At 69.3% G+C, this 17,202-nt stretch carries 20 protein-coding genes and 1 tRNA gene; 12 read left to right on the top strand and 9 right to left on the bottom strand.

Annotation, left to right across the window (positions count from 1 at the left end; translation table 11 throughout):
* Positions 1-19 precede the first annotated feature (19 nt).
* Together ASD84_RS20505 and ASD84_RS20510 are read left to right on the top strand one after the other, a co-directional pair.
* On the top strand, positions 20-634 hold the full coding sequence (locus ASD84_RS20505) for a histidine phosphatase family protein (RefSeq protein WP_162251566.1): 615 nt from the start codon (positions 20-22) through the stop codon (positions 632-634).
* A 75-nt stretch (positions 635-709) separates the two neighbouring features.
* Positions 710-785, top strand: a tRNA-Ala gene (locus ASD84_RS20510).
* 95 nt (positions 786-880) lie between these two features.
* Here the strand turns inward: ASD84_RS20510 and ASD84_RS25875 are convergent.
* Positions 881-1,051, bottom strand: coding sequence for a hypothetical protein (locus tag ASD84_RS25875; RefSeq protein WP_235531234.1), 171 nt, complete (start codon positions 1,049-1,051; stop codon positions 881-883).
* Between ASD84_RS25875 and ASD84_RS24875 the strand changes: the two genes are divergently transcribed.
* Entirely contained in the window at positions 1,022-1,477 is a 456-nt protein-coding gene (locus tag ASD84_RS24875) for a LacI family DNA-binding transcriptional regulator (RefSeq protein ID WP_235532882.1), read from the top strand. The two genes, ASD84_RS25875 and ASD84_RS24875, sit on opposite strands and share 30 nt — an antisense overlap.
* A gap of 4 nt (positions 1,478-1,481) precedes the next feature.
* Here the strand turns inward: ASD84_RS24875 and ASD84_RS20520 are convergent, their stop codons facing one another.
* Positions 1,482-2,699 carry a cytochrome P450 gene (locus ASD84_RS20520; RefSeq protein ID WP_056714551.1) on the bottom strand — a complete coding sequence of 406 codons (1,218 nt, stop codon included), beginning with the start codon at positions 2,697-2,699 and terminating at the stop codon, positions 1,482-1,484.
* A 211-nt stretch (positions 2,700-2,910) separates the two neighbouring features.
* Between ASD84_RS20520 and ASD84_RS20525 the strand changes: the two genes are divergently transcribed.
* Positions 2,911-3,468: a TetR/AcrR family transcriptional regulator gene (locus tag ASD84_RS20525; protein ID WP_056714555.1), complete on the top strand. Its 558-nt coding sequence runs from the start codon at positions 2,911-2,913 to the stop codon at positions 3,466-3,468.
* A gap of 122 nt (positions 3,469-3,590) precedes the next feature.
* On the opposite strand, the gene ASD84_RS20530 is transcribed toward ASD84_RS20525, so the two are convergent.
* Entirely contained in the window at positions 3,591-4,229 is a 639-nt protein-coding gene (locus ASD84_RS20530) for a TetR/AcrR family transcriptional regulator (protein WP_056714558.1), read from the bottom strand.
* 103 nt (positions 4,230-4,332) lie between these two features.
* Here ASD84_RS20530 and ASD84_RS20535 point away from each other — a divergent pair, with 103 nt between their 5' ends.
* From ASD84_RS20535 to ASD84_RS24880, 3 genes are all read left to right on the top strand, one after another.
* Positions 4,333-6,192: an acyl-CoA dehydrogenase family protein gene (locus ASD84_RS20535; RefSeq protein ID WP_056714560.1), complete on the top strand. Its 1,860-nt coding sequence runs from the start codon at positions 4,333-4,335 to the stop codon at positions 6,190-6,192.
* An 8-nt stretch (positions 6,193-6,200) separates the two neighbouring features.
* Complete coding sequence (locus tag ASD84_RS20540; protein WP_056714563.1) at positions 6,201-7,265, top strand: oxygenase MpaB family protein; 1,065 nt, start codon at positions 6,201-6,203, stop codon at positions 7,263-7,265.
* 99 nt (positions 7,266-7,364) lie between these two features.
* Positions 7,365-8,078, top strand: a complete 714-nt coding sequence (locus tag ASD84_RS24880) for a glycosyltransferase 87 family protein (protein WP_056914088.1) — start codon at positions 7,365-7,367, stop codon at positions 8,076-8,078.
* A 44-nt stretch (positions 8,079-8,122) separates the two neighbouring features.
* Here ASD84_RS24880 and ASD84_RS20550 read toward each other — a convergent pair whose 3' ends face one another.
* The 5 genes from ASD84_RS20550 to ASD84_RS20570 all read right to left on the bottom strand — a co-directional run bounded on the left by ASD84_RS20550 (position 8,123) and on the right by ASD84_RS20570 (position 10,877).
* Positions 8,123-9,169 carry a M36 family metallopeptidase gene (locus ASD84_RS20550; protein ID WP_235531214.1) on the bottom strand — a complete coding sequence of 349 codons (1,047 nt, stop codon included), beginning with the start codon at positions 9,167-9,169 and terminating at the stop codon, positions 8,123-8,125.
* Between the two features lie 69 nt (positions 9,170-9,238).
* On the bottom strand, positions 9,239-9,625 hold the full coding sequence (locus ASD84_RS20555; RefSeq protein ID WP_156392222.1) for a hypothetical protein: 387 nt from the start codon (positions 9,623-9,625) through the stop codon (positions 9,239-9,241).
* 45 nt (positions 9,626-9,670) lie between these two features.
* Positions 9,671-9,985, bottom strand: a complete 315-nt coding sequence (locus ASD84_RS20560; RefSeq protein ID WP_056714571.1) for a hypothetical protein — start codon at positions 9,983-9,985, stop codon at positions 9,671-9,673.
* Complete coding sequence (locus ASD84_RS20565; RefSeq protein WP_056714573.1) at positions 9,982-10,254, bottom strand: hypothetical protein; 273 nt, start codon at positions 10,252-10,254, stop codon at positions 9,982-9,984. The genes ASD84_RS20560 and ASD84_RS20565 overlap by 4 nt, the downstream gene beginning before the upstream one ends.
* Positions 10,255-10,292: 38 nt before the next feature.
* Complete coding sequence (locus ASD84_RS20570; RefSeq protein WP_056714575.1) at positions 10,293-10,877, bottom strand: 1-acyl-sn-glycerol-3-phosphate acyltransferase; 585 nt, start codon at positions 10,875-10,877, stop codon at positions 10,293-10,295.
* 95 nt (positions 10,878-10,972) lie between these two features.
* On the opposite strand from ASD84_RS20570, the gene ASD84_RS20575 reads away from it, so the two are divergent.
* The 4 genes from ASD84_RS20575 (at position 10,973) to ASD84_RS20590 (ending at position 14,481) form a co-directional block, all read left to right on the top strand.
* The gene (locus ASD84_RS20575) at positions 10,973-11,407 is read left to right on the top strand and encodes a Fur family transcriptional regulator (protein WP_321164046.1); all 435 of its coding nucleotides are present in this window, start codon (positions 10,973-10,975) and stop codon (positions 11,405-11,407) included.
* 24 nt (positions 11,408-11,431) lie between these two features.
* Positions 11,432-13,639, top strand: coding sequence for a catalase/peroxidase HPI (gene katG / locus ASD84_RS20580; protein WP_056714582.1), 2,208 nt, complete (start codon positions 11,432-11,434; stop codon positions 13,637-13,639).
* An 87-nt stretch (positions 13,640-13,726) separates the two neighbouring features.
* A complete protein-coding gene (locus ASD84_RS20585; RefSeq protein WP_056714585.1) occupies positions 13,727-14,038 on the top strand; it encodes a GNAT family N-acetyltransferase in 312 nt (103 codons plus the stop codon).
* Positions 14,035-14,481, top strand: a complete 447-nt coding sequence (locus ASD84_RS20590; protein ID WP_056714588.1) for a carboxymuconolactone decarboxylase family protein — start codon at positions 14,035-14,037, stop codon at positions 14,479-14,481. The genes ASD84_RS20585 and ASD84_RS20590 overlap by 4 nt, the downstream gene beginning before the upstream one ends.
* Before the next feature lie 23 nt (positions 14,482-14,504).
* Here the strand turns inward: ASD84_RS20590 and ASD84_RS20595 are convergent, their stop codons facing one another.
* On the bottom strand, positions 14,505-15,275 hold the full coding sequence (locus ASD84_RS20595; RefSeq protein WP_056714593.1) for an SDR family NAD(P)-dependent oxidoreductase: 771 nt from the start codon (positions 15,273-15,275) through the stop codon (positions 14,505-14,507).
* Positions 15,276-15,374: 99 nt separating this feature from the next.
* On the opposite strand from ASD84_RS20595, the gene ASD84_RS20600 reads away from it, so the two are divergent.
* Positions 15,375-17,159, top strand: a complete 1,785-nt coding sequence (locus tag ASD84_RS20600) for an ABC transporter ATP-binding protein (protein WP_056714595.1) — start codon at positions 15,375-15,377, stop codon at positions 17,157-17,159.
* Positions 17,160-17,202 lie beyond the last annotated feature (43 nt).

The raw sequence follows: 17,202 nt of genomic DNA on the forward strand, positions 1-17,202 counted from the left end.
GCTCGTGAGGGACGAACGAGTGCGTATCGAGACGCATGCCCGCCGGATCGTGCTGCTCCGGCACGGCCGTACGGCGTGGAACGCGGAGCACCGGATCCAGGGCCAGCTCGACGTCGAGCTCGACGACGTCGGGGTCGACCAGGCCCGCTCGGTCGCGCCGCTGATCGCGGCGATGGAGCCCGCCCTCGTGTGGTCCAGCGACCTGGCCCGCGCCCGGATGACCGCCGACGAGGTCGCCAAGGAAGCCGGCCTCACGCCGTCGTACGACGCCCGGCTGAGGGAGTTCCGGCTGGGGGAGTACCAGGGCCAGACCCACGCCGAGCTCCTCGCGAAGGATGCGTCCGCCTTCGAACGCTTCCGTCGTGGCGACTGGGAGGACATCCCGGGCGCTGAGTCGCCCCTCGAGGTGGCCGATCGCTTCGCCGCCACCATCCGTGACCTGGCTGCGGCGCTGGGGCCCGGACAGACCGGAGTCGCGGTGTCTCACGGTGCTGCCACCCGCACGGGCCTGGTGGCGTTCCTGGGCTGGCCGCTCACCATCGGACGTGACCTGCGGGCGCTCGGCAACTGCGCGCGGGTGGTTCTGGAGCAGCGTACGACGGGCGACTGGGCGCTTGCGGCGTACAACCTCTGACCCCGATTTCACGTCGTCGGGCAGGGTTGGCTAGTATTCCGCAGGTTGATCCGCTCCGGCGGGGAAACTGAGTTTGGGGCTGTGGCGCAGCTGGTAGCGCACCTGCATGGCATGCAGGGGGTCAGGGGTTCGAATCCCCTCAGCTCCACCAATCGAATGGACATCGAATGGACAAGGTCGACTTCCCGGCGGGAAGTCGACCTTCGTCGTTTCACGGTTGCGCCCCGGTCGCTCCGTCGGGACCTGTCACTTGGCGACGCACATCGCGTAGGCCTTGAGGTCCATGAACGAGAGCTCCTGGACGTTGACGCCGACGACCCAGTAGTCGTAGCCCGGGTACGGGGCGTTCCTCTGGACCTGGACCGGATCGGCTTCGTCACGGCGCCACTGGTCTGGCACAACGTCGCTGAGCTCCATCGCGACTACGCGCGCGCGTTCGAGGGCTCCGACGTCGTACCGTCTCCCGACCTCGTGGCTGAGGTTTCGGACTTCACCGTCGAGGCCGGACGCAACGCGACGGCCCGACTGCTGCAGCTTCCCGATCCACCTTCGGCGATCTTTGCCGGAGGCTCGAACCTGGCTCTCGGGGCCATGGCCGAAGCCAAGGCGCGGGGCCTGCGGGTCCCGCAGGACCTCGCGATCGTGGGTTACACCGACTCTCCCCTCGCATCACTGGTCGACCCGGCGCTGACGGTGGTCGAAGTCCCCGCGCGACAGATCGGGCTCCAGGCCATGCACGTACTCTCCGAGCTGATCCAGGGCAAGCGACCTCGTCGGCGACGTACCGTGCTCGCGACCAAGCTGATCGTGCGCGACAGCTGTGGTTCACACCCACTCGGCTGACCTGTCAGTCGAATGCGAGTCGCAGGGTCGCGTGCCGGCGTACGAAGATGCTGGGGACCCAGCGGGCCGCGTCGGGGCCGGTCAGTTCGACGTGACGGGTGTTCTCGAGAAGGGCGCGGATCGCCGCGGTCGCCTCCATCCGGGCGAGGGCCGAGCCGACGCAGAAGTGGGTGCCCTTGCCGAAGGCGAGGTGCTGCCGGATGCCCGGTCGGGCGAGGTCCAGTCGGTCGGGGAGCGGGAATCGGGACGGGTCGCGGTTGGCCGACCCCCACAGCAGCAGCAGGTGGCCGCCCGCGGGCAGCACCGTGTCGCCGAGGGTGGTCTCGACGGGCACGTGGCGGTAGTGGCCGCGGAAGGGCGACTCCAGTCGGAGGCACTCGTCGAGGAAGGGATCCACGAGCGTCGGGTCAGCGCGGAGCTGCGTCTGGAGGTCGGGTCGCGTTGCCAGGAGGCGAGCGGCGGTGGAGACGAGTCCGGCTGTCGACTCCCCGCCGGCGCCGACGATCTGCAGGAGCATGAGGACGGCGGTCGACGCGGCGAGTTCGCCGTCCCGGCAGGCGGTGGCGAGGATCCCCATCAGGTCGTCGCCCGGATCGGTTTGCGCGTGGGTGAACTTCTCGTCGAGGTAGGTGTGCAACTCGAAGGACGCGGTGACCAGCGCGTCGATCCGCCCCGCGGCCACCACGCCACCGAGGAGTTCCGTGCTGTCGTACGCCCAGCTCAGCAACTGGGGGACGTCGCCGGCGGGAAGGCCGAGCAGGGTCGCGACCATGGCGAGGGGCAGCCGGTCGGCCATGGCGTCGGCCCAGTCGATCTCGCCGTGGACGGCGTAGCGGGTCCACAGGTCCTCGGCGCACGCGGCAACGGCCGTGTCGAGGGCGCGGATCCGCTTGCCGAGGGTGTTCATGACGAACCCTCGGTGGGCCTTGTGGATCGGGTCGTCGGCCGTGGCCAGCACCTGCTCGATGGTGCCCGCCCCGTCCATCTCCAGGGTCAGGGGAGCGCCGCCGGGGTTCTCGAGCATCACCGCATGCAGGCGGGAGGAGAAGTCCTCCGGACGCGTCACCGCGTCGTGGACCAGGTCCCAGTTCGACACCAGGTGGAAGTCGGTGCCGCGCACCCGGTGGACGGGGGAGGTGTCGCGCAGGTGGCGGTACAGCGCATATGGATCCTCGACGTGCACGGGGTCGAAGAGGTCGATCTCGCCGGCGGTGATCGTCATCGGAGTCCTGTCGTGGGAGGGGCTTCTCGATGAATCGTTCGGGTCCGTGACGGGGCGGTCAAGGGAGTCCGGAGAAGTCGGACGGGCCGCTCCCGACCGGTTCTGAGCGGTGTCTCACCAAGGGCGCCGGCAGGCGGGATGACGGCGGACAAATGTGGCAGTGTGTCCCATGGTGAGACAAAATACTTGAACTGTCCGAAGGGGTTTTCTCATGGCGACGGCACACGCACCTGACTGGTTGGCCGGCGGTGACCGCCGCGAGCTCGCCGTACGTCGGCTGGTGGGATCGGCTCGGGAGCTCCTGGTCGAGCGCGGCGTCGAGAAGTTCAGTGCCGAAGCGGTCGCGGCGCGGGCGGGCTGCTCCCGGGCCACGCTCTACCGCTACGTCGGCGGACGGACGGCGCTCATCGATGCGGTGGTGGCCGAGGCGGCGGCCACGGTCGCCGAACGCGTCGAGCGCGAGGTGCATGGCCTGCGCGGGAGCGAGCGGGTGGTGGAAGCGATCCTGGCTTCCGTGCTCGCGATTCGCGCGGACCGGACGCTCCAGGAGTGGTTCCTGGGGCGACGGACCGCTCGCAGCGACGAGTACTTCAGCCGCTCAGGCGCCATGGCCCAGTTGGCGACCCGCCTGACCGGGATGGCGCAGGACCACCCGCACGGCGGCGACTGGGTGGTCCGCGTCGTCCTGTCACTCCTGGCCTGGCCGGGCCAGGACCCCGACGTCGAGCGGGATCTGGTCGTGACCTACGTCGCTCCAGCCTTCGCCTGAGCGCTACCGGGCGGACGCATTGCGTGCGGCGAACGGCAGCCGCACCGGTTCGGCAGCGGTGAGTGTCGTGGCCAGCCTCAGCGGGAAGTCAGGTTTCAGCGAGCGCGACGACGGCTGAGTCGTCAGGCGTCCCTGAACACCCCGTGGAGCGCCTTGCCGATGAAGGCGCCGAGGTCGTCCGGGGCCCAGTCGTTGGCGGGGTCGAGGACCGAACGCACTGCCGACTCACAAGTTGCCAGGAAGAGGTCGATGAGCACCGGGAGCTTCCGGTCCAGGTCCTCCGTCTGCCACCAGTGCTCCATGGCCGGTCGGATCCACTCCACGGTCCGAGCCTGGACGAGGGCCTTCCCGGCACGGAAGCGCTCGGCGATGGCCGGGTCGGGCTCGCCCGCGAAGATGAGGCGCCAGGTGTCGGGGGTGTCCGTGGCGGCGTGGAGCAGTGCCCGGAACCCGTCGACGAAGGCCTGTTCGGGATCGTCGGCATTCGCGGAGCTGTGCAGCGCCGTGAAGATCGAGTCGACCAGGGCTCCGGTCTCTCGGTCGAGGAGGGCGTCGACCAGCTCGACCCGGTCGGCGAAGCACGCGTAGACGACGGGTCGGGTGACCCCCATGGCCGTGGCCACTGAGCCCACGGTGACAGCGCCGATCCCGTCCCGCACGGCGATGGTCAGGGCTGCGTCGAGGACATGGGGGCGTCGGCGTTCCGGTCCGAGGTGCGCGGCGCGCTGCCGTCCGTCGCGGGTCGTCGTGCTGGAGGACATGGGCCGAGCGTAGGCGATCCGGCAATTTCCTGCATAGATGTAGCAATTTCCTACACGAGTGTATTAATCTGGCTCCGCCCCTTCCCGGACGGAGAGATTTCTGATGAGCCTGTTCAACCCGCACAAGCCCGACTTCAGCGAGTTCGATGCGGAGACGCAGCGGATCTTCGAGGCGACCATCGCCTTCTTCGAAGGCAAGGGCAAGGGGTGGCTGCTCCAGCAGGACCGCGACCGGGTCTGGTTCGACGAGTTCCTCGACTTCCAGAAGAAGGAGAAGGTCTTCGCGACCCTGCTGACCCCGTCGGCGCAGGCCGAGGGTGACCCGAACAAGCGGTGGGACGAGGCCCGCGTCACCAAGTACAGCCAGATCCTCGGCTTCTACGGCATGTCGTACTGGTACGTCTGGCAGGTCACGATCCTCGGCCTGGGGCCGATCTGGCAGAGCGGCAACGAGGCGGTCAAGCGCAGGGCAGCCCAACTGCTCGACGACGGCGAGATCTTCGCGTTCGGCCTGTCGGAGCGCGACCACGGCGCCGACGTCTACACCTCCGACATGGTGCTCACCCCGGACGGCAAGGGCGGCTACCGGGCCAACGGCGGAAAGTACTACATCGGCAACGGCAACAAGGCCGGCATGGTGTCGGTCTTCGGCCGCGTCGAGGGCCTGTCGACCGGTCCGAAGACCCAGGACGGCTACGTCTTCTTCGTCGCCGACAGCAAGCACAAGGCGTACAAGCTCCGCAAGAACGTCGTCAACTCGCAGATCTACGTCGCTGCCTTCGACCTCGAGGACTACCCGGTCCGCGAGGAGGACATCATCCACGTCGGTTCCGAGGCCTTCGACGCGGCGATCAACACCGTCAATGTGGGCAAGTTCAACATCGGCTTCGGTGCCGTCGGTGCCACCCAGCACATCTGGCACGAAGGCCTCACCCACGCCGACAACCGGGTGCTCTTCGACACCAAGGTCACCGACTTCGCGCAGGTGCGTGCCAACTTCACCGAGAGCTGGGTCCGCCTGCAGGCGATGGACCTCTACTCGGAACGAGCCGTCGACTACATGCGCTCCGCCGCTGCCGACGACCGCCGCTACCTGCTCTTCGACGCCATCGAGAAGATGACCGTCAGCCGTCAGGGCGCCCACATCTACGAGCTCATCGCCGACTGCATCGCCGCTCGCGGCTTCGAGAACGACATGTACTACCCGGTCGGCGCGATCGCGATGATGGGCCTGCCCCGCCTCGAGGGCACCGTCCACCTCAACATGGCGCTGTCCCTGAAGTTCCTGCAGGGCTACATCTTCAGCCCGACCGACGCGAGCCTGGCGCTGCTCGCGGTCCGCGGAAAGGCCGGCAAGGTTCCCGACGCAGCGTTCACCCCGGCGTTCAAGGCCGCGCGTGCCGCGATCCGTGCCGCCAAGCCGATCGGTGCCCGGCTCGCAGCGGCCTCGCCCGAGCTGCCCCCACGTCGCCGCGACACCGCGGACGACACGTACCTGTGGAACCAGGGGCCGACCGCGGGCCTGAGCAAGGTCGTCTTCCACGACTGGCGTGCGGTGTACGCCGAGTGGGCGCACCTGCCGAACGTGAAGCTGTTGCTGGAACAGGTCGACGCGTTCCAGGCGCTGCTGGGCACGACGCCGCTGAGCAAAGAGCAGATGCGCGACCTCGACCTGCTGCTGGTCGTGGGGGACATCTTCACCACCGTCGCGTACGGCGACCTCATCCTCCAGCAGTCCAGGATCTCGAGCATCGACGACGACCTGGTCGACAGCATCTTCGAGGTGCTGGTCGGTGACGTTTCTGCCCATGCGCTGACGCTGACCCGGAAACCGTCGCTGACCAACGCCCAGGTGAAGGGTGCCAACGCGATCCAGCGTCGTCCCGCCTTCGATGCCGGGCGCTCCGAGCGGGTGTGGGCCGACGCTCGTGCCACTGCCGGCACCTACTCGATGAACCCGTGAGGACTCCCATGACGAAGCACAAGGCCAGCCGCGAGATCACGCCCCACGAGGACTACGGGTTCTTCGGCCCGGACTCGGTCACCCGGAAGGTGTGGGGCCACCCCACGACGCCGCTGATGGGCATCGTTCGTGCCGTCACGATCGAGGAGCTCGACCCCAACCTCCTCGCCGCTGTGCACAACACCGGTGCGAACTACGACCGGCTCGACACCCGCTACGCCCGGACGGTCCAGTACTTCGCCGCGGTCGCGTTCGCCGACAGCCGCAGCGTCTCGAAGATGGCCGACGTCCTCGTCAAGATCCACTCCAAGGCCATCGGCATCGAGCCGGTCAGCGGCAACCGGTACGACGCCAACGACCCGGACTCCCAGCTGTGGATCCTGGTCACGGGCTGGCACTCGGTGCTCACCGCCTACGAGATGTTCGGTCCCGGCAAGCTCAGCGACGCCGAGGTCGAGGAGTTCTGGGCCGAGTGCGCCATCGCGGCGGAGTTCCAGACCTGCGACCCGACGGCGGTCCCCCGCTCGCGGGAGGAGGTCCGGGCCTACTTCGAGGCATGGCGCCCGAAGCTGGCCGCCAGCGAGGCCACCCAGCGGATGATGCACCACCTGCTGAATGGCGCGAACGAGGTCGTCCCGCGCGGGGGACTGGTCGGGCTGAGTCGACCCGTGGCGAACTGGTTGCTCCGCAAGGGGACGATCGCGACCCTGCCGCGACACATGCGCCGGCTCGCCGACATCCGGCAGTCGCGCGTCACGGACGTCCTGGTCACCCTGGTCCTGCGGGTGATGATGGCAGTCCTCCACCGGAGCCGACCGCTGCAGCGATGGATCCTCGGCATGCTGGCGCCGAAGACCCTGCCGATCGTCGAGCCGTACTGGCAGGGAATCCCGCCCGTGAACCCGGTGGTGCTCACACCTGCCGAGGCGCGAGAGCGCTACGGCTACCTCAAGCCCGCAGAGGCGCACCTCGAGCTCCGGGTTCGTCAGCATGCGCGCGTGTTCGACGACCACCTGGCACCCAGCGACGAGGGGCTGATCGAGTCGCAGCCCATCCTCGGTGCGCTCGGCTAGGACCCAGCGGGTGACGCAGCGGTGACCTCCGGATGAAGTCTCGCTACGTCGACCTCCGCGAGGCCGGACGGGGGCCGGAACCCACCTAGCCTCGGGCAGGTGGACTCTCCCCGGACCGCCGGCCGCCTCGTCGCGGCGCTCGCCACTTGCGTCGGGCTGTGGTGCGCGCTGCTTGCCTGGCGCTGGGAGTGGTTCATCGACCTGCGGGTCTACGAGCTCGGCGCGAGCGCCCTGTTCCGGGGCGACCTCTACGACGTCCGCTTCCATGTCGCCGACCTGCCGTTCACCTACCCGCCGTTCGCCGCGGTGCTGATGCTGCCGGTGTCAGTAATGCCGTTGTGGTTCACGGCCGGGCTCTGGTCGGCTGCGTGCGTGCTCGTGCTGGCGTGGGTCATCAACGCGACGCTCAAGGCTTGCGGGGCGACGTACCCAGCCCTGGTCGTGCCGATCGTGACGGCCGTCGCGCTGCTGAGCCAGCCCGTCTGGTCGACCCTGTCCTACGGCCAGGTCAACCTCTTCCTGATGGCCGCGATCCTGGCCGACGTCCTGCGACCCGGGCGGCGGCACTGGCCGTGGCCATGGCCACCCTCGGCATGGTGCTCGCTTCGCCGATCTCCTGGGACCACCACTGGGTCTGGTTCGTGCCCCTCACGCTGGCGCTGTGGCTCAGCGACCTTCCGCGGGCCCGCGTGGTCGCGGGCGCCGTGGTCGTCGTCGCGGCCTCACGCGCGATCTGGTGGGCACCGTTCCGCAACGGCGTCGAGTACGACTGGAACCTCTGGCAGGGGCTCTCCGGCAACCTCTACGTGCTGACCGCGATAGCGGTAATCCTGTGCGGACTCGGGTGGGGACTCCGCTCAGAACGTGATGCCGCGAGCGGCGAACCGGCTCTTGACGGCGGCGGCGAACGCGGGGCCGTCGGCCAGCGCTTCGGCGTACGTCGTGGCCGCAGCGGCTGAGAAGGACGTGTCGGGCGCGTAGTCGAACTGCGAGGCGATCAGCGTCCGGTCCCAGTCGCGCGTCGTGCCGCCGAGCGTCACGTAGTCGTTGCGGATCTCCCACAGCGCCTGGGACCAGATCTGTCCGTCGTGGTGGACCTGGTCGGTCTTGTCGGCAACGGTCAGGTTCGTGTGGAAGCTGCGGATGCAGTGCGGCGCGTTCGTGTACGACGTCGCGTCCCAGTCCATCGGGCACGACGGGTCAGCCGCGACCGGCCAGCCATTGGCGTCGGCCGCGTCGAGCCCGACGGTCACCGCGAGGTAGTCGCCGAAGGACTCACCGATCGAACCGGCCTCGAGGCTCTGGCCGTAGCCGGGGACCTGCGACTGGTGAACCGCGTGGCCGTACTCGTGGACGATCACCTCGGCGTCCTCGGCGTCGTCGACCCCGCCCTTGCCCAACCGCACCCGGAAGGGCTTGTCGGTCTGGTAGCTGTTGTCGCCGCCGTACTGGTTGATCTTCACGGAGAACGGCGCGTGGAGGATGTTGTCGAAGCCGAGGGACTGCAGGTACTCCTGCGCCTGGTTGACCCAGAAGTACGCCATCACCTGCTCGAACTGGTCCTGCGAACGGTCGTAGCGGAACGTGTTGGTGCGGCTGAAGGCGGGCGTGCCGGTGCTCGACTCCACCGTGACCCACGCACCGCGCAGGTAGCCCGAGCCGTCGAGGTTGCGCAGCTGCGCGTCGGCGTACGCGCTGTCCGGTACAGCGGCCGCGGAGTCCTTCTGGTCGGTCAGTCCCTGGTCGTTGCTCGACTGGACGGGGTTGACCATGAAGATGCGGCCCGTGCCGGTGTCGCTGTTGCTGCCGCCCTTGTCCGCTTCGGCCGGCCCGGTCGCGACCAGGGCTCCGACCAACGACAACGCACCCACCGACACCACTGCTGACTGACGCAACCAACTCACGAGGGACCTCCTGCTGGACTCCGGGACGACCTTCCGCACAGTACGCCGGTCAGGCCCCCGGCGTCGCCGTCACCAGGCGTGCCATTCGCCCGGTCTGGACCAGTCGCCCTCGAAGACGTGAGTCCTGATCCGTTGCAGGAGGCCGTTCGACACGGCGACCTGCGCGCCCTGGCGCGACGCGTGAATCTCCTCGTCGCCGACGGGTCGGGCGCCCGTGTTGGTCATCACCGAGACTGGACGCCCGTGGGTGTCCAGACGGATCACGACGGCGCGCGGAATCGTCGCTGAGAGGTTCCCGCCCGCCGCCGTGGCAGGTGCCAGTGCCTGGTGGGTGGCAACGGGTGCACTGCGGACCTGGGCGACTGGCGCGTCGTCCCGGGCAAGCGTCCACTGGCTACCGCCGGCGGCAATGGCCACTGCCAGGCAGCCGGAAGCGAAGGTCCATCGTGGCGTCATCGCGCGTCCCGTCCCTGGGTGCGCAGCGGGCCCTGCGCACTGACCTCATCGGCCGGACGGGTTGCGCTCCTGAGCAGATGGGTCCGGCGGCTCAGAGCGGCGGCCGCTGGCCAGTCGCAGCGCGAGGATCGCCGCGCAGACCGGGGTGATCACCAGGTTGGGCAGCAGGATCGGCATCAGGCCGTTCGCGGCGCCGTACACGATCCAGGCGACGCCCTGAACCGTCGCGATGGTCCAGGTCCACACGCTCAAGCCGCTCATCGCCTGCGCGTCGTGGCGCTTGTCGATGGTGTGGCGGGCATGGGGCAGGAACTGTGCGACGTCGATGACGCCGACCAGCCACCCGAGGGCAAGGCTCACGCGGCTCTCCGTCTCGACCGCTGGAGCATGCCGAAGATGAGGGTCGCGCAGGCCAGGTTGGTCACACCGGCCACCACCACTGGCAGTGCGTGGGCATGGCTTCCGTAGACCACCAGCAGGGCGTTGAAAACCACCGCGATCGCGTACGCCGACGCGCTGATCCCCGCGAGTGCCGTGACGTCGTGACGCAGCCGGACCACCCGAGCAGCCTGCGGGGCCCACATGCTGGCGGAGCCCACGGCGCCGACGTACCCGATGGCCTCGAACATGGGGCAAAGGGTGACACGGGGCCTCAAGGCCCGACTGGTCACTCCCTGGCGTTCTCCTCGCGGAGTCGCGGCTCGGTGCGGTTCTCCGGGCGGACGCCCATCTTGTCGGCGTAGAAGGCCCGCACGAAGTCCATGTCCTTGACGATGTCGTCGGACGGGCTGAAGGTCGGGCCCATGCCGAGGGTCCGGGTGGGGGAGTCGACGAAGCCCAGCGTGATCGGCAGCCCGGTCTGCTGGGAGATCCGGTAGAAGCCGGGCTTCCAGTACTCGCCCTTGCCGCGGGTGCCTTCGGCAGCGATGACGAGCAGGAAGGGGTCGTCTCCCTGGGCCTCCTCGAGCAGCGCCCGGATGGTGGCGCCGGGGTTCTTGCGGTCCAGCGGGATGCCGCCGGTCTTGCGCATGAGCCACCCGATCGGTCCCTTGAAGAAGCTCTCCTTGATCAGGACCTGGGGGCTGCGGCCGTTCGACCAGGCGATCAGGAGCATGGCCACCCAGTCCCAGTTCGAGGTGTGCGGAGCGCCCACGAGGATCCCGGTCTGGGGTACCTCGCCCACGAGGCGCCACCTCGTCGTACGAAGTGCGCCGCGGGCGAAGGTGCGTCGAACCCTCATCTGGTGTGCCATGGCGTGACGCTATCGGCTCCGCACCAACACGACGTGCGGGGGGACTCGCCGAATCCAGTCTTGACTCATTCAAGATTAGTGGCAGGATGGTCGACGTGACCGAGCGTGACATCCAGGCGGACTTCCAGCAGCAGCTGCGGGACGTCGCGCTCCGGGTCACCCAGCCGCGGCTGGCCGTGCTGCAGGCCGTCCACGCCCATCCGCACGCCGACACCGAAGCCGTGATCGCTGCATCCCGGCTGCTGGTTCCCGACGTGTCGCACCAGGCGGTCTACGACTCGTTGCACACCCTCAGCGAGGCCGGACTCGTGCGCCGGATCAAGCCGGCCGGTTCGGTGGCGCGCTACGAGACCCGCACTGCCGACAACCATCACCACGTCGTGTGCCGGTCCTGTGGATCGATCGCCGACGTCGACTGCGCCGTCGGTCACGTGCCGTGCCTGACGGCCTCTGACTCCCACGGCTTCGTCATCGACGAGGCCGAGGTCATCTACTGGGGCACCTGCCCCGACTGTTCCTCCCACACCTGACCGAACACCCCCGAAAGGTTGAGCATGTCCGAGAACCAGGCAGGCTGCCCCGTCGCCCATGACGGCAGCGAGAGCGAGAACCCCGCTCTGGACGCACCGGAGCCGAAGGGGCACCGTCCGCGTTCCAACAAGGACTGGTGGCCCAACCAGCTGGACCTGTCGGTGCTGCATGCGCACGCGCCGGCATCGAACCCGCTGGGTGCGGACTTCGACTACGCGGCTGCGGTTGCCACTCTCGACCTCGAGGCGCTCAAGCAGGACGTCACCGACGTCCTGACCACCTCGCAGGACTGGTGGCCCGCTGACTTCGGCCACTACGGCGGCCTGATGATCCGGCTCAGCTGGCACGCGGCGGGCACCTACCGCATCTACGACGGTCGTGGTGGAGCCGGTGACGGTGGGCAGCGTTTCGCCCCGCTGAACAGCTGGCCCGACAACGGCAACCTCGACAAGGCCCGCCGCCTGCTGTGGCCGGTGAAGCAGAAGTACGGCCAGAAGATCTCGTGGGCCGACCTGCTCGTGCTGGCCGGCAACGTCGCGCTGGAGTCGATGGGCTTCAAGACCTTCGGCTTCGCCTTCGGTCGCGTCGACGTCTGGGAGCCCGAGGAGATCTACTGGGGCTCGGAGGACACCTGGCTCGGCGACGAGCGCTACAGCGGCGACCGCGACCTGTCCGACCCGCTCGGCGCTGTCCAGATGGGCCTGATCTACGTCAACCCGGAGGGCCCCAACGGCAACCCCGACCCGCTCGCGTCGGCGCGCGACATCCGCGACACGTTCGCCCGGATGGCGATGAACGACGAGGAGACCGTCGCACTGATCGCCGGCGGCCACACGTTCGGCAAGACCCACGGTGCCGGTGATGCCGCGCTCGTCGGTCCGGAGCCGGAGGCCGCACCGATCGAGGAGCAGGGCCTGGGCTGGAAGAGCAGCTACGGCACGGGCAAGGGTGGCGACGCGATCACCTCGGGCCTGGAGGTCACCTGGACCGACAAGCCCACGCAGTGGAGCAACCGGTTCTTCGAGATCCTCTTCGGCTTCGAGTGGGAGCTCACCGAGAGCCCTGCCGGAGCCAAGCAGTGGGTGGCGAAGGACGCCGAGGCGATCATCCCGGATGCCCACGGCGGCCCCAACAAGCTGCCGACGATGCTGACCAGCGACCTCGCGCTGCGGTTCGACCCGGCGTACGAGAAGATCTCGCGCCGCTTCCTGGAGAACCCCGACGAGTTCGCGCTGGCCTTCGCGAAGGCCTGGTACAAGCTGCTGCACCGCGACATGGGCCCGGTCTCGCGCTACCTCGGCCCCTGGGTGCCCGAGCCGCAGCTGTGGCAGGACCCGGTCCCGGCCGCCGACCACCCGCTGGTCGACGACGCGGACGTCGCCGCACTCAAGGCGAAGGTCCTCGAGTCCGGCCTCAGCGTCTCTCAGCTCGTCTCCACCGCGTGGGCCTCGGCCGCGACGTTCCGCAGCACCGACAAGCGTGGTGGCGCCAACGGTGCCCGGATCCGCCTCGCGCCGCAGAACGGCTGGGAGGTCAACCAGCCCGACCAGCTCGCCACGGTGCTCGGGACCCTGGAGAAGCTCAAGGCCGAGTTCGACGCCCAGGGTGAGAAGAAGGTCTCGCTGGCCGACCTGATCGTGCTGGCCGGTTCGGCCGGGGTCGAGAAGGCCGCCCGCGACGGTGGCTTCGACGTGACCGTGCCGTTCACGCCGGGCCGTACCGACGCCACCCAGGAGCAGACCGACGCGGAGTCGTTCGCAGTGCTCGAGCCGCGTGCTGACGGGTTCCGCAACTACGTACGCCCCGGTGAGAAGCTCCCGCTGGAGACGCTGCTGCTGGACCGTGCGTACATGCTCGGCCTGTCCGCGCCGGAGGCCACGGTGCTCCTCGGTGGGCTCCGCACCCTCGGCACGAACGCGGCGGGCTCGACGCACGGCGTGCTCACCGAGAAGCCGGGCGTCCTGTCGACCGACTTCTTCGTGAACCTGCTCGCCCCCGGCGCCGTGGTCAAGGCCTCGGAGACCGAGGAGCACGTCTACGAGATCCGCGACGCCGCCACCGGCGACGTGCGGTGGACCGCGACCGCGGCGGACCTGATCTTCGGTTCCAACTCGCAGCTGCGTGCCCTGGCCGAGGTCTACGCCAGTGACGACGCCAAGGAGAAGTTCGCCACCGACTTCGTCGCTGCCTGGACCAAGGTCATGGACGCGGACCGGTTCGACGTGCGCTGATCCAGCACTGATCCGACACCAGCACGAGGCCGCCCCGATCGGGGCGGCCTTCGTGCGTTTTCAGCACCAGCCCGGCAGGATGAACCCATGAGTGACGCGCCCGACAACAGCGGCATCGACTACGTCCACGCCCCCGAGCGGCACCGCTACGAGATCCGCGACGGCGAGACGCTCGTGGGCTTCACGCAGTACCGGCTGCCGGACGACGTCCACGTGGACTTCGTGCACACCGAGGTCGACGACGCGTACGGCGGCCGTGGACTGGCCGGCGAGCTGGTGGCCTTCGCCCTCGCCGACGTGCGGGCGCGGGACATGCGGATCATCCCGCACTGCCCCTATGTCGCGAAGTGGATCACCAAGCACCCCGAGTACGACGACATCACCGACCTGCCCGCATGAGGTCGGTCTTCCTCGACAAGGCCCAGCCGGCGACCTACCAGGCAGCCGTCGAGCTCTCCGGAGCGGTGGGCGCTGCGGCCGAGGCGGCCGGCGTCTCCCGGGTGCTGATCGAGCTGCTCAACATGCGCATCTCCCAGATCAACGGGTGCGCCTACTGCCTCGACCTCCACCACCGCATGGCGCTGGAGGCGGGAGAGTCGGAGCGCCGCCTCGCGGTGCTCGACGCGTGGGAGGAGACCAGCCTCTTCACCGAGCAGGAACGCGCGGCCCTGCACCTCGCGGAGTCGATCACGCGCCTGCCGGAGCCGGACGAGCGTCGCTACGCCGAGGACATGGCTCGCGCCGTCCTCGGCGACGCTGCCTATGCGGCGGTCGCGTGGGTGGCGATCACGATGAACGCGTTCAACCGGATCTCGATCACCAGCCACCACCCGGTCAAGTAGGCCCGGTGAAGTAGGCCCGGTGATCAGGCGATGGTCATCCCGCCGTCGACGGCGAGCGTCTGGCCGGTGATGTAGCCGGCGGCGTCGGAGGCCAGGAAGACGGCCGTTGCCGCGAGCTCCCGAGGGTCGCCCTTGCGTCCGGCGGGGATCCGCGCCTGCTGGGACTCGAGGTAGCCGGGCGGGTAGCTGTCGGTCATCTCCGAGAGGAAGAAGCCCGGAGCGATCGCGTTCACGCGGATCCCCTTGCGCCCGGTCCACTGCTGCGCGAGGTCGCGGGTCAGCCCGATGATCGCGGCCTTGGAGGCGGCGTAGGCGGCCTGGGGGAGGCCCGCGGTGGTGAGCCCGAGGACCGAGGAGATGTTGATGATGCTCGAGCCCGGTCCCATCACGCGACCGCAGGCCTGGGCCATCCAGTAGCTGCCGTTGAGGTTGATGTCGATGACCTCGCGGAACTGCTCCGGCGTCTCGCGGGTGGCGGGTACGGCGGTGCCGACACCGGCGTTGTTGATGAGGATGTCGACGCGGCCGAACTCGGCCATCGCGGCGTCGACGAGGGCCTGGCACGACGCCGGGTCGGCGACGTCGGTCGCCACGCTCAGCGCGCGACGCCCGGCTGCCTCGACCAGGGCGGCGGTGTCGGCGAGGCGTTCGACGCGGCGGGCGCCGATCGCGACGTCGGCGCCGGCCTCGGCCAGTGCCTTCGCGAAGTCGACACCCAGGCCGGAGCTGGCGCCGGTGACGACGGCAACCTTGCCGTCGAGCCGGAACATCGAGGAGAGGTCGTTGACAGTCATGCTGTCACGGTAGCGGCTGGCTCGGGCAGGGACCGGGCGTGGTCGCTGGCCGATCCGTCGGTAAGGTTCGCCTAACCAGTTGTCGAACCCGGGAGCACCGTGCAGTCCACCGCGCCAATCGATCGTCCGCTCCGCGCGTTGTGGAACCGCTACGACCGACTCCGTGGTCGGTTCCTCCTCGCTGTGCTGATGTCGACGATCAACAAGGTCGCCGACGTGATGCCCGAGCTGCTCATCGGAGCAGCGGTCGACGTCGTCGTACGCGGGTCGGACTCGTTCGTCGGCGACCTCCTCGGCGTCGATTCGCGCTACGCGCAGCTCGCCTGGATCGCGGCCTTCAACGTGGTCGTGTGGGTGATCGAGTCGGCGTCTGAGTACGTCGCCAGCCTGCTCTGGCGCGGCCTCGCGCAGACCGTCGAGCACGAGCTGCGGGTCGACGCCTACGACCACGCCCAGCACCTGCACCTGGGCTGGCACGAGTCGCGGCCGCAGGGCACCACGCTCGCGACCCTCAACGACGACGTGAACCAGCTGGAGCGGTTCCTCGACGTCGGCTTCCCGGCGATCCTGCAGACCTTCCTCAACATCGTGCTCGTCGGTGCGGTGTTCGCGATCGCGTCGTGGTCGTTGCTGCTCTACGCGTTCCTCCCGATCCCGGTCATCGTGCTGGGTTCGCTGCTGTTCCAGAAGCGCCTCGAGCCGCTCTACGACCGGGTGCGTGCGGCTGTCGCGGACCTGTCGGGTGCGTTGAGCGCCAACCTCGGCGGCATCGCCACGATCAAGGCCTTCACCGCCGAGGGTCGCGAGCGCGAGCGGATCGAGGGCGTCTCCGCGGCGTACCGCGACGCCAACGTGCGCGCGATCCGGTCCTCGGCTGCCTTCGTGCCGCTGGTCCGGATGGCAATCCTCGCCGGCTTCACGTGCACCCTGCTCCTCGGCGGCTGGGCGACCCTCCGTGGGGACCTGGAGATCGGGCTCTACTCCGTGCTGGTCTTCATGACGCAGCGCCTGCTCTGGCCGATGACCGACGTCGCGGAGGTGCTCGACCTCTACCAGCGCGGCCGTGCGTCGACGGCCCGCATCCTCGCGCTGCTCAACGAACCCGTGACGGTCCCGGCCGGGACCGCGACCCTCGCCGGGCCGGTCGCCGGCCGGGTCGAGCTGCGCGGCGTCCGGGCGGGGTACGCCGACGGGCCGGACGTCCTGCACGGCATCGACCTCGTCGTCCCTGCGGGCGAGACGCACGCCATCGTCGGTTCCACCGGCGCCGGCAAGTCCACGCTGCTGCGCCTGGTGCTGCGCTTCGACGACGCGCGGGAGGGCCAGGTGCTCCTCGACGGTGCCGACGTGCGCGACCTCGACTGGGACTCGCTGCGCGGCTCCATGGGGTACGTCGCCCAGGACGTCTATCTCTTCTCGGGCACCATCGGCGAGAACATCGCCTACGGCCGCCCGGGTGCGACGCCGGCCGAGATCCGCGAAGCGGCCGACGCCGCTGCCGTCGCGGACTTCATCGAGGGGCTGGCCGCCGGCTACGACACCTGGGTGGGGGAGCGCGGCATCACCCTGTCCGGCGGCCAGCGGCAACGGATCGCGCTGGCCCGCGCCCTGCTGCGGGATCCGGCGATCCTGGTGCTCGACGAGGCGACCAGCGCGGTGGACAACGAGACCGAGGCGGCCATCCAGTCCTCGCTGCGCCGGGCCGCGGAGCGCTGCACCACGATCGTGGTCGCGCACCGGCTCTCGACCGTCCGGCACGCCCACCGGATCTGGGTCGTGGACGGCGGCCGGGTCGCTGAAGCGGGCACCCATGACGAGCTGGTCGCGCTCGGTGGCAGCTATGCCGCCCTGTGGCGGGTCCAGACCGGTGAGGCCGTGGCCTGAGCCACCCGCGCTGACGACTATCCTTTGGCCGTGAGTGAAACGG

The organism is Nocardioides sp. Root682, from assembly GCF_001427795.1.
Classification (GTDB): domain Bacteria; phylum Actinomycetota; class Actinomycetes; order Propionibacteriales; family Nocardioidaceae; genus Nocardioides.

Bases quoted from the DNA above. Each gene is read 5' to 3' on its own strand.
- ASD84_RS25875 (WP_235531234.1), bottom strand. From the start codon at position 1,051: ATGGAGCTCAGCGACGTTGTGCCAGACCAGTGGCGCCGTGACGAAGCC.
- ASD84_RS20520 (WP_056714551.1), bottom strand. From the start codon at position 2,699: ATGACGATCACCGCCGGCGAGATCGACCTCTTCGACCCCGTGCACGTC.
- ASD84_RS20525 (WP_056714555.1), top strand. From the start codon at position 2,911: ATGGCGACGGCACACGCACCTGACTGGTTGGCCGGCGGTGACCGCCGC.
- ASD84_RS20530 (WP_056714558.1), bottom strand. From the start codon at position 4,229: ATGTCCTCCAGCACGACGACCCGCGACGGACGGCAGCGCGCCGCGCAC.
- ASD84_RS20535 (WP_056714560.1), top strand. From the start codon at position 4,333: ATGAGCCTGTTCAACCCGCACAAGCCCGACTTCAGCGAGTTCGATGCG.
- ASD84_RS20540 (WP_056714563.1), top strand. From the start codon at position 6,201: ATGACGAAGCACAAGGCCAGCCGCGAGATCACGCCCCACGAGGACTAC.
- ASD84_RS20555 (WP_156392222.1), bottom strand. From the start codon at position 9,625: ATGACGCCACGATGGACCTTCGCTTCCGGCTGCCTGGCAGTGGCCATT.
- ASD84_RS20565 (WP_056714573.1), bottom strand. From the start codon at position 10,254: ATGTTCGAGGCCATCGGGTACGTCGGCGCCGTGGGCTCCGCCAGCATG.
- ASD84_RS20570 (WP_056714575.1), bottom strand. From the start codon at position 10,877: ATGGCACACCAGATGAGGGTTCGACGCACCTTCGCCCGCGGCGCACTT.
- katG (WP_056714582.1), top strand. From the start codon at position 11,432: ATGTCCGAGAACCAGGCAGGCTGCCCCGTCGCCCATGACGGCAGCGAG.
- ASD84_RS20585 (WP_056714585.1), top strand. From the start codon at position 13,727: ATGAGTGACGCGCCCGACAACAGCGGCATCGACTACGTCCACGCCCCC.
- ASD84_RS20590 (WP_056714588.1), top strand. From the start codon at position 14,035: ATGAGGTCGGTCTTCCTCGACAAGGCCCAGCCGGCGACCTACCAGGCA.
- ASD84_RS20595 (WP_056714593.1), bottom strand. From the start codon at position 15,275: ATGACTGTCAACGACCTCTCCTCGATGTTCCGGCTCGACGGCAAGGTT.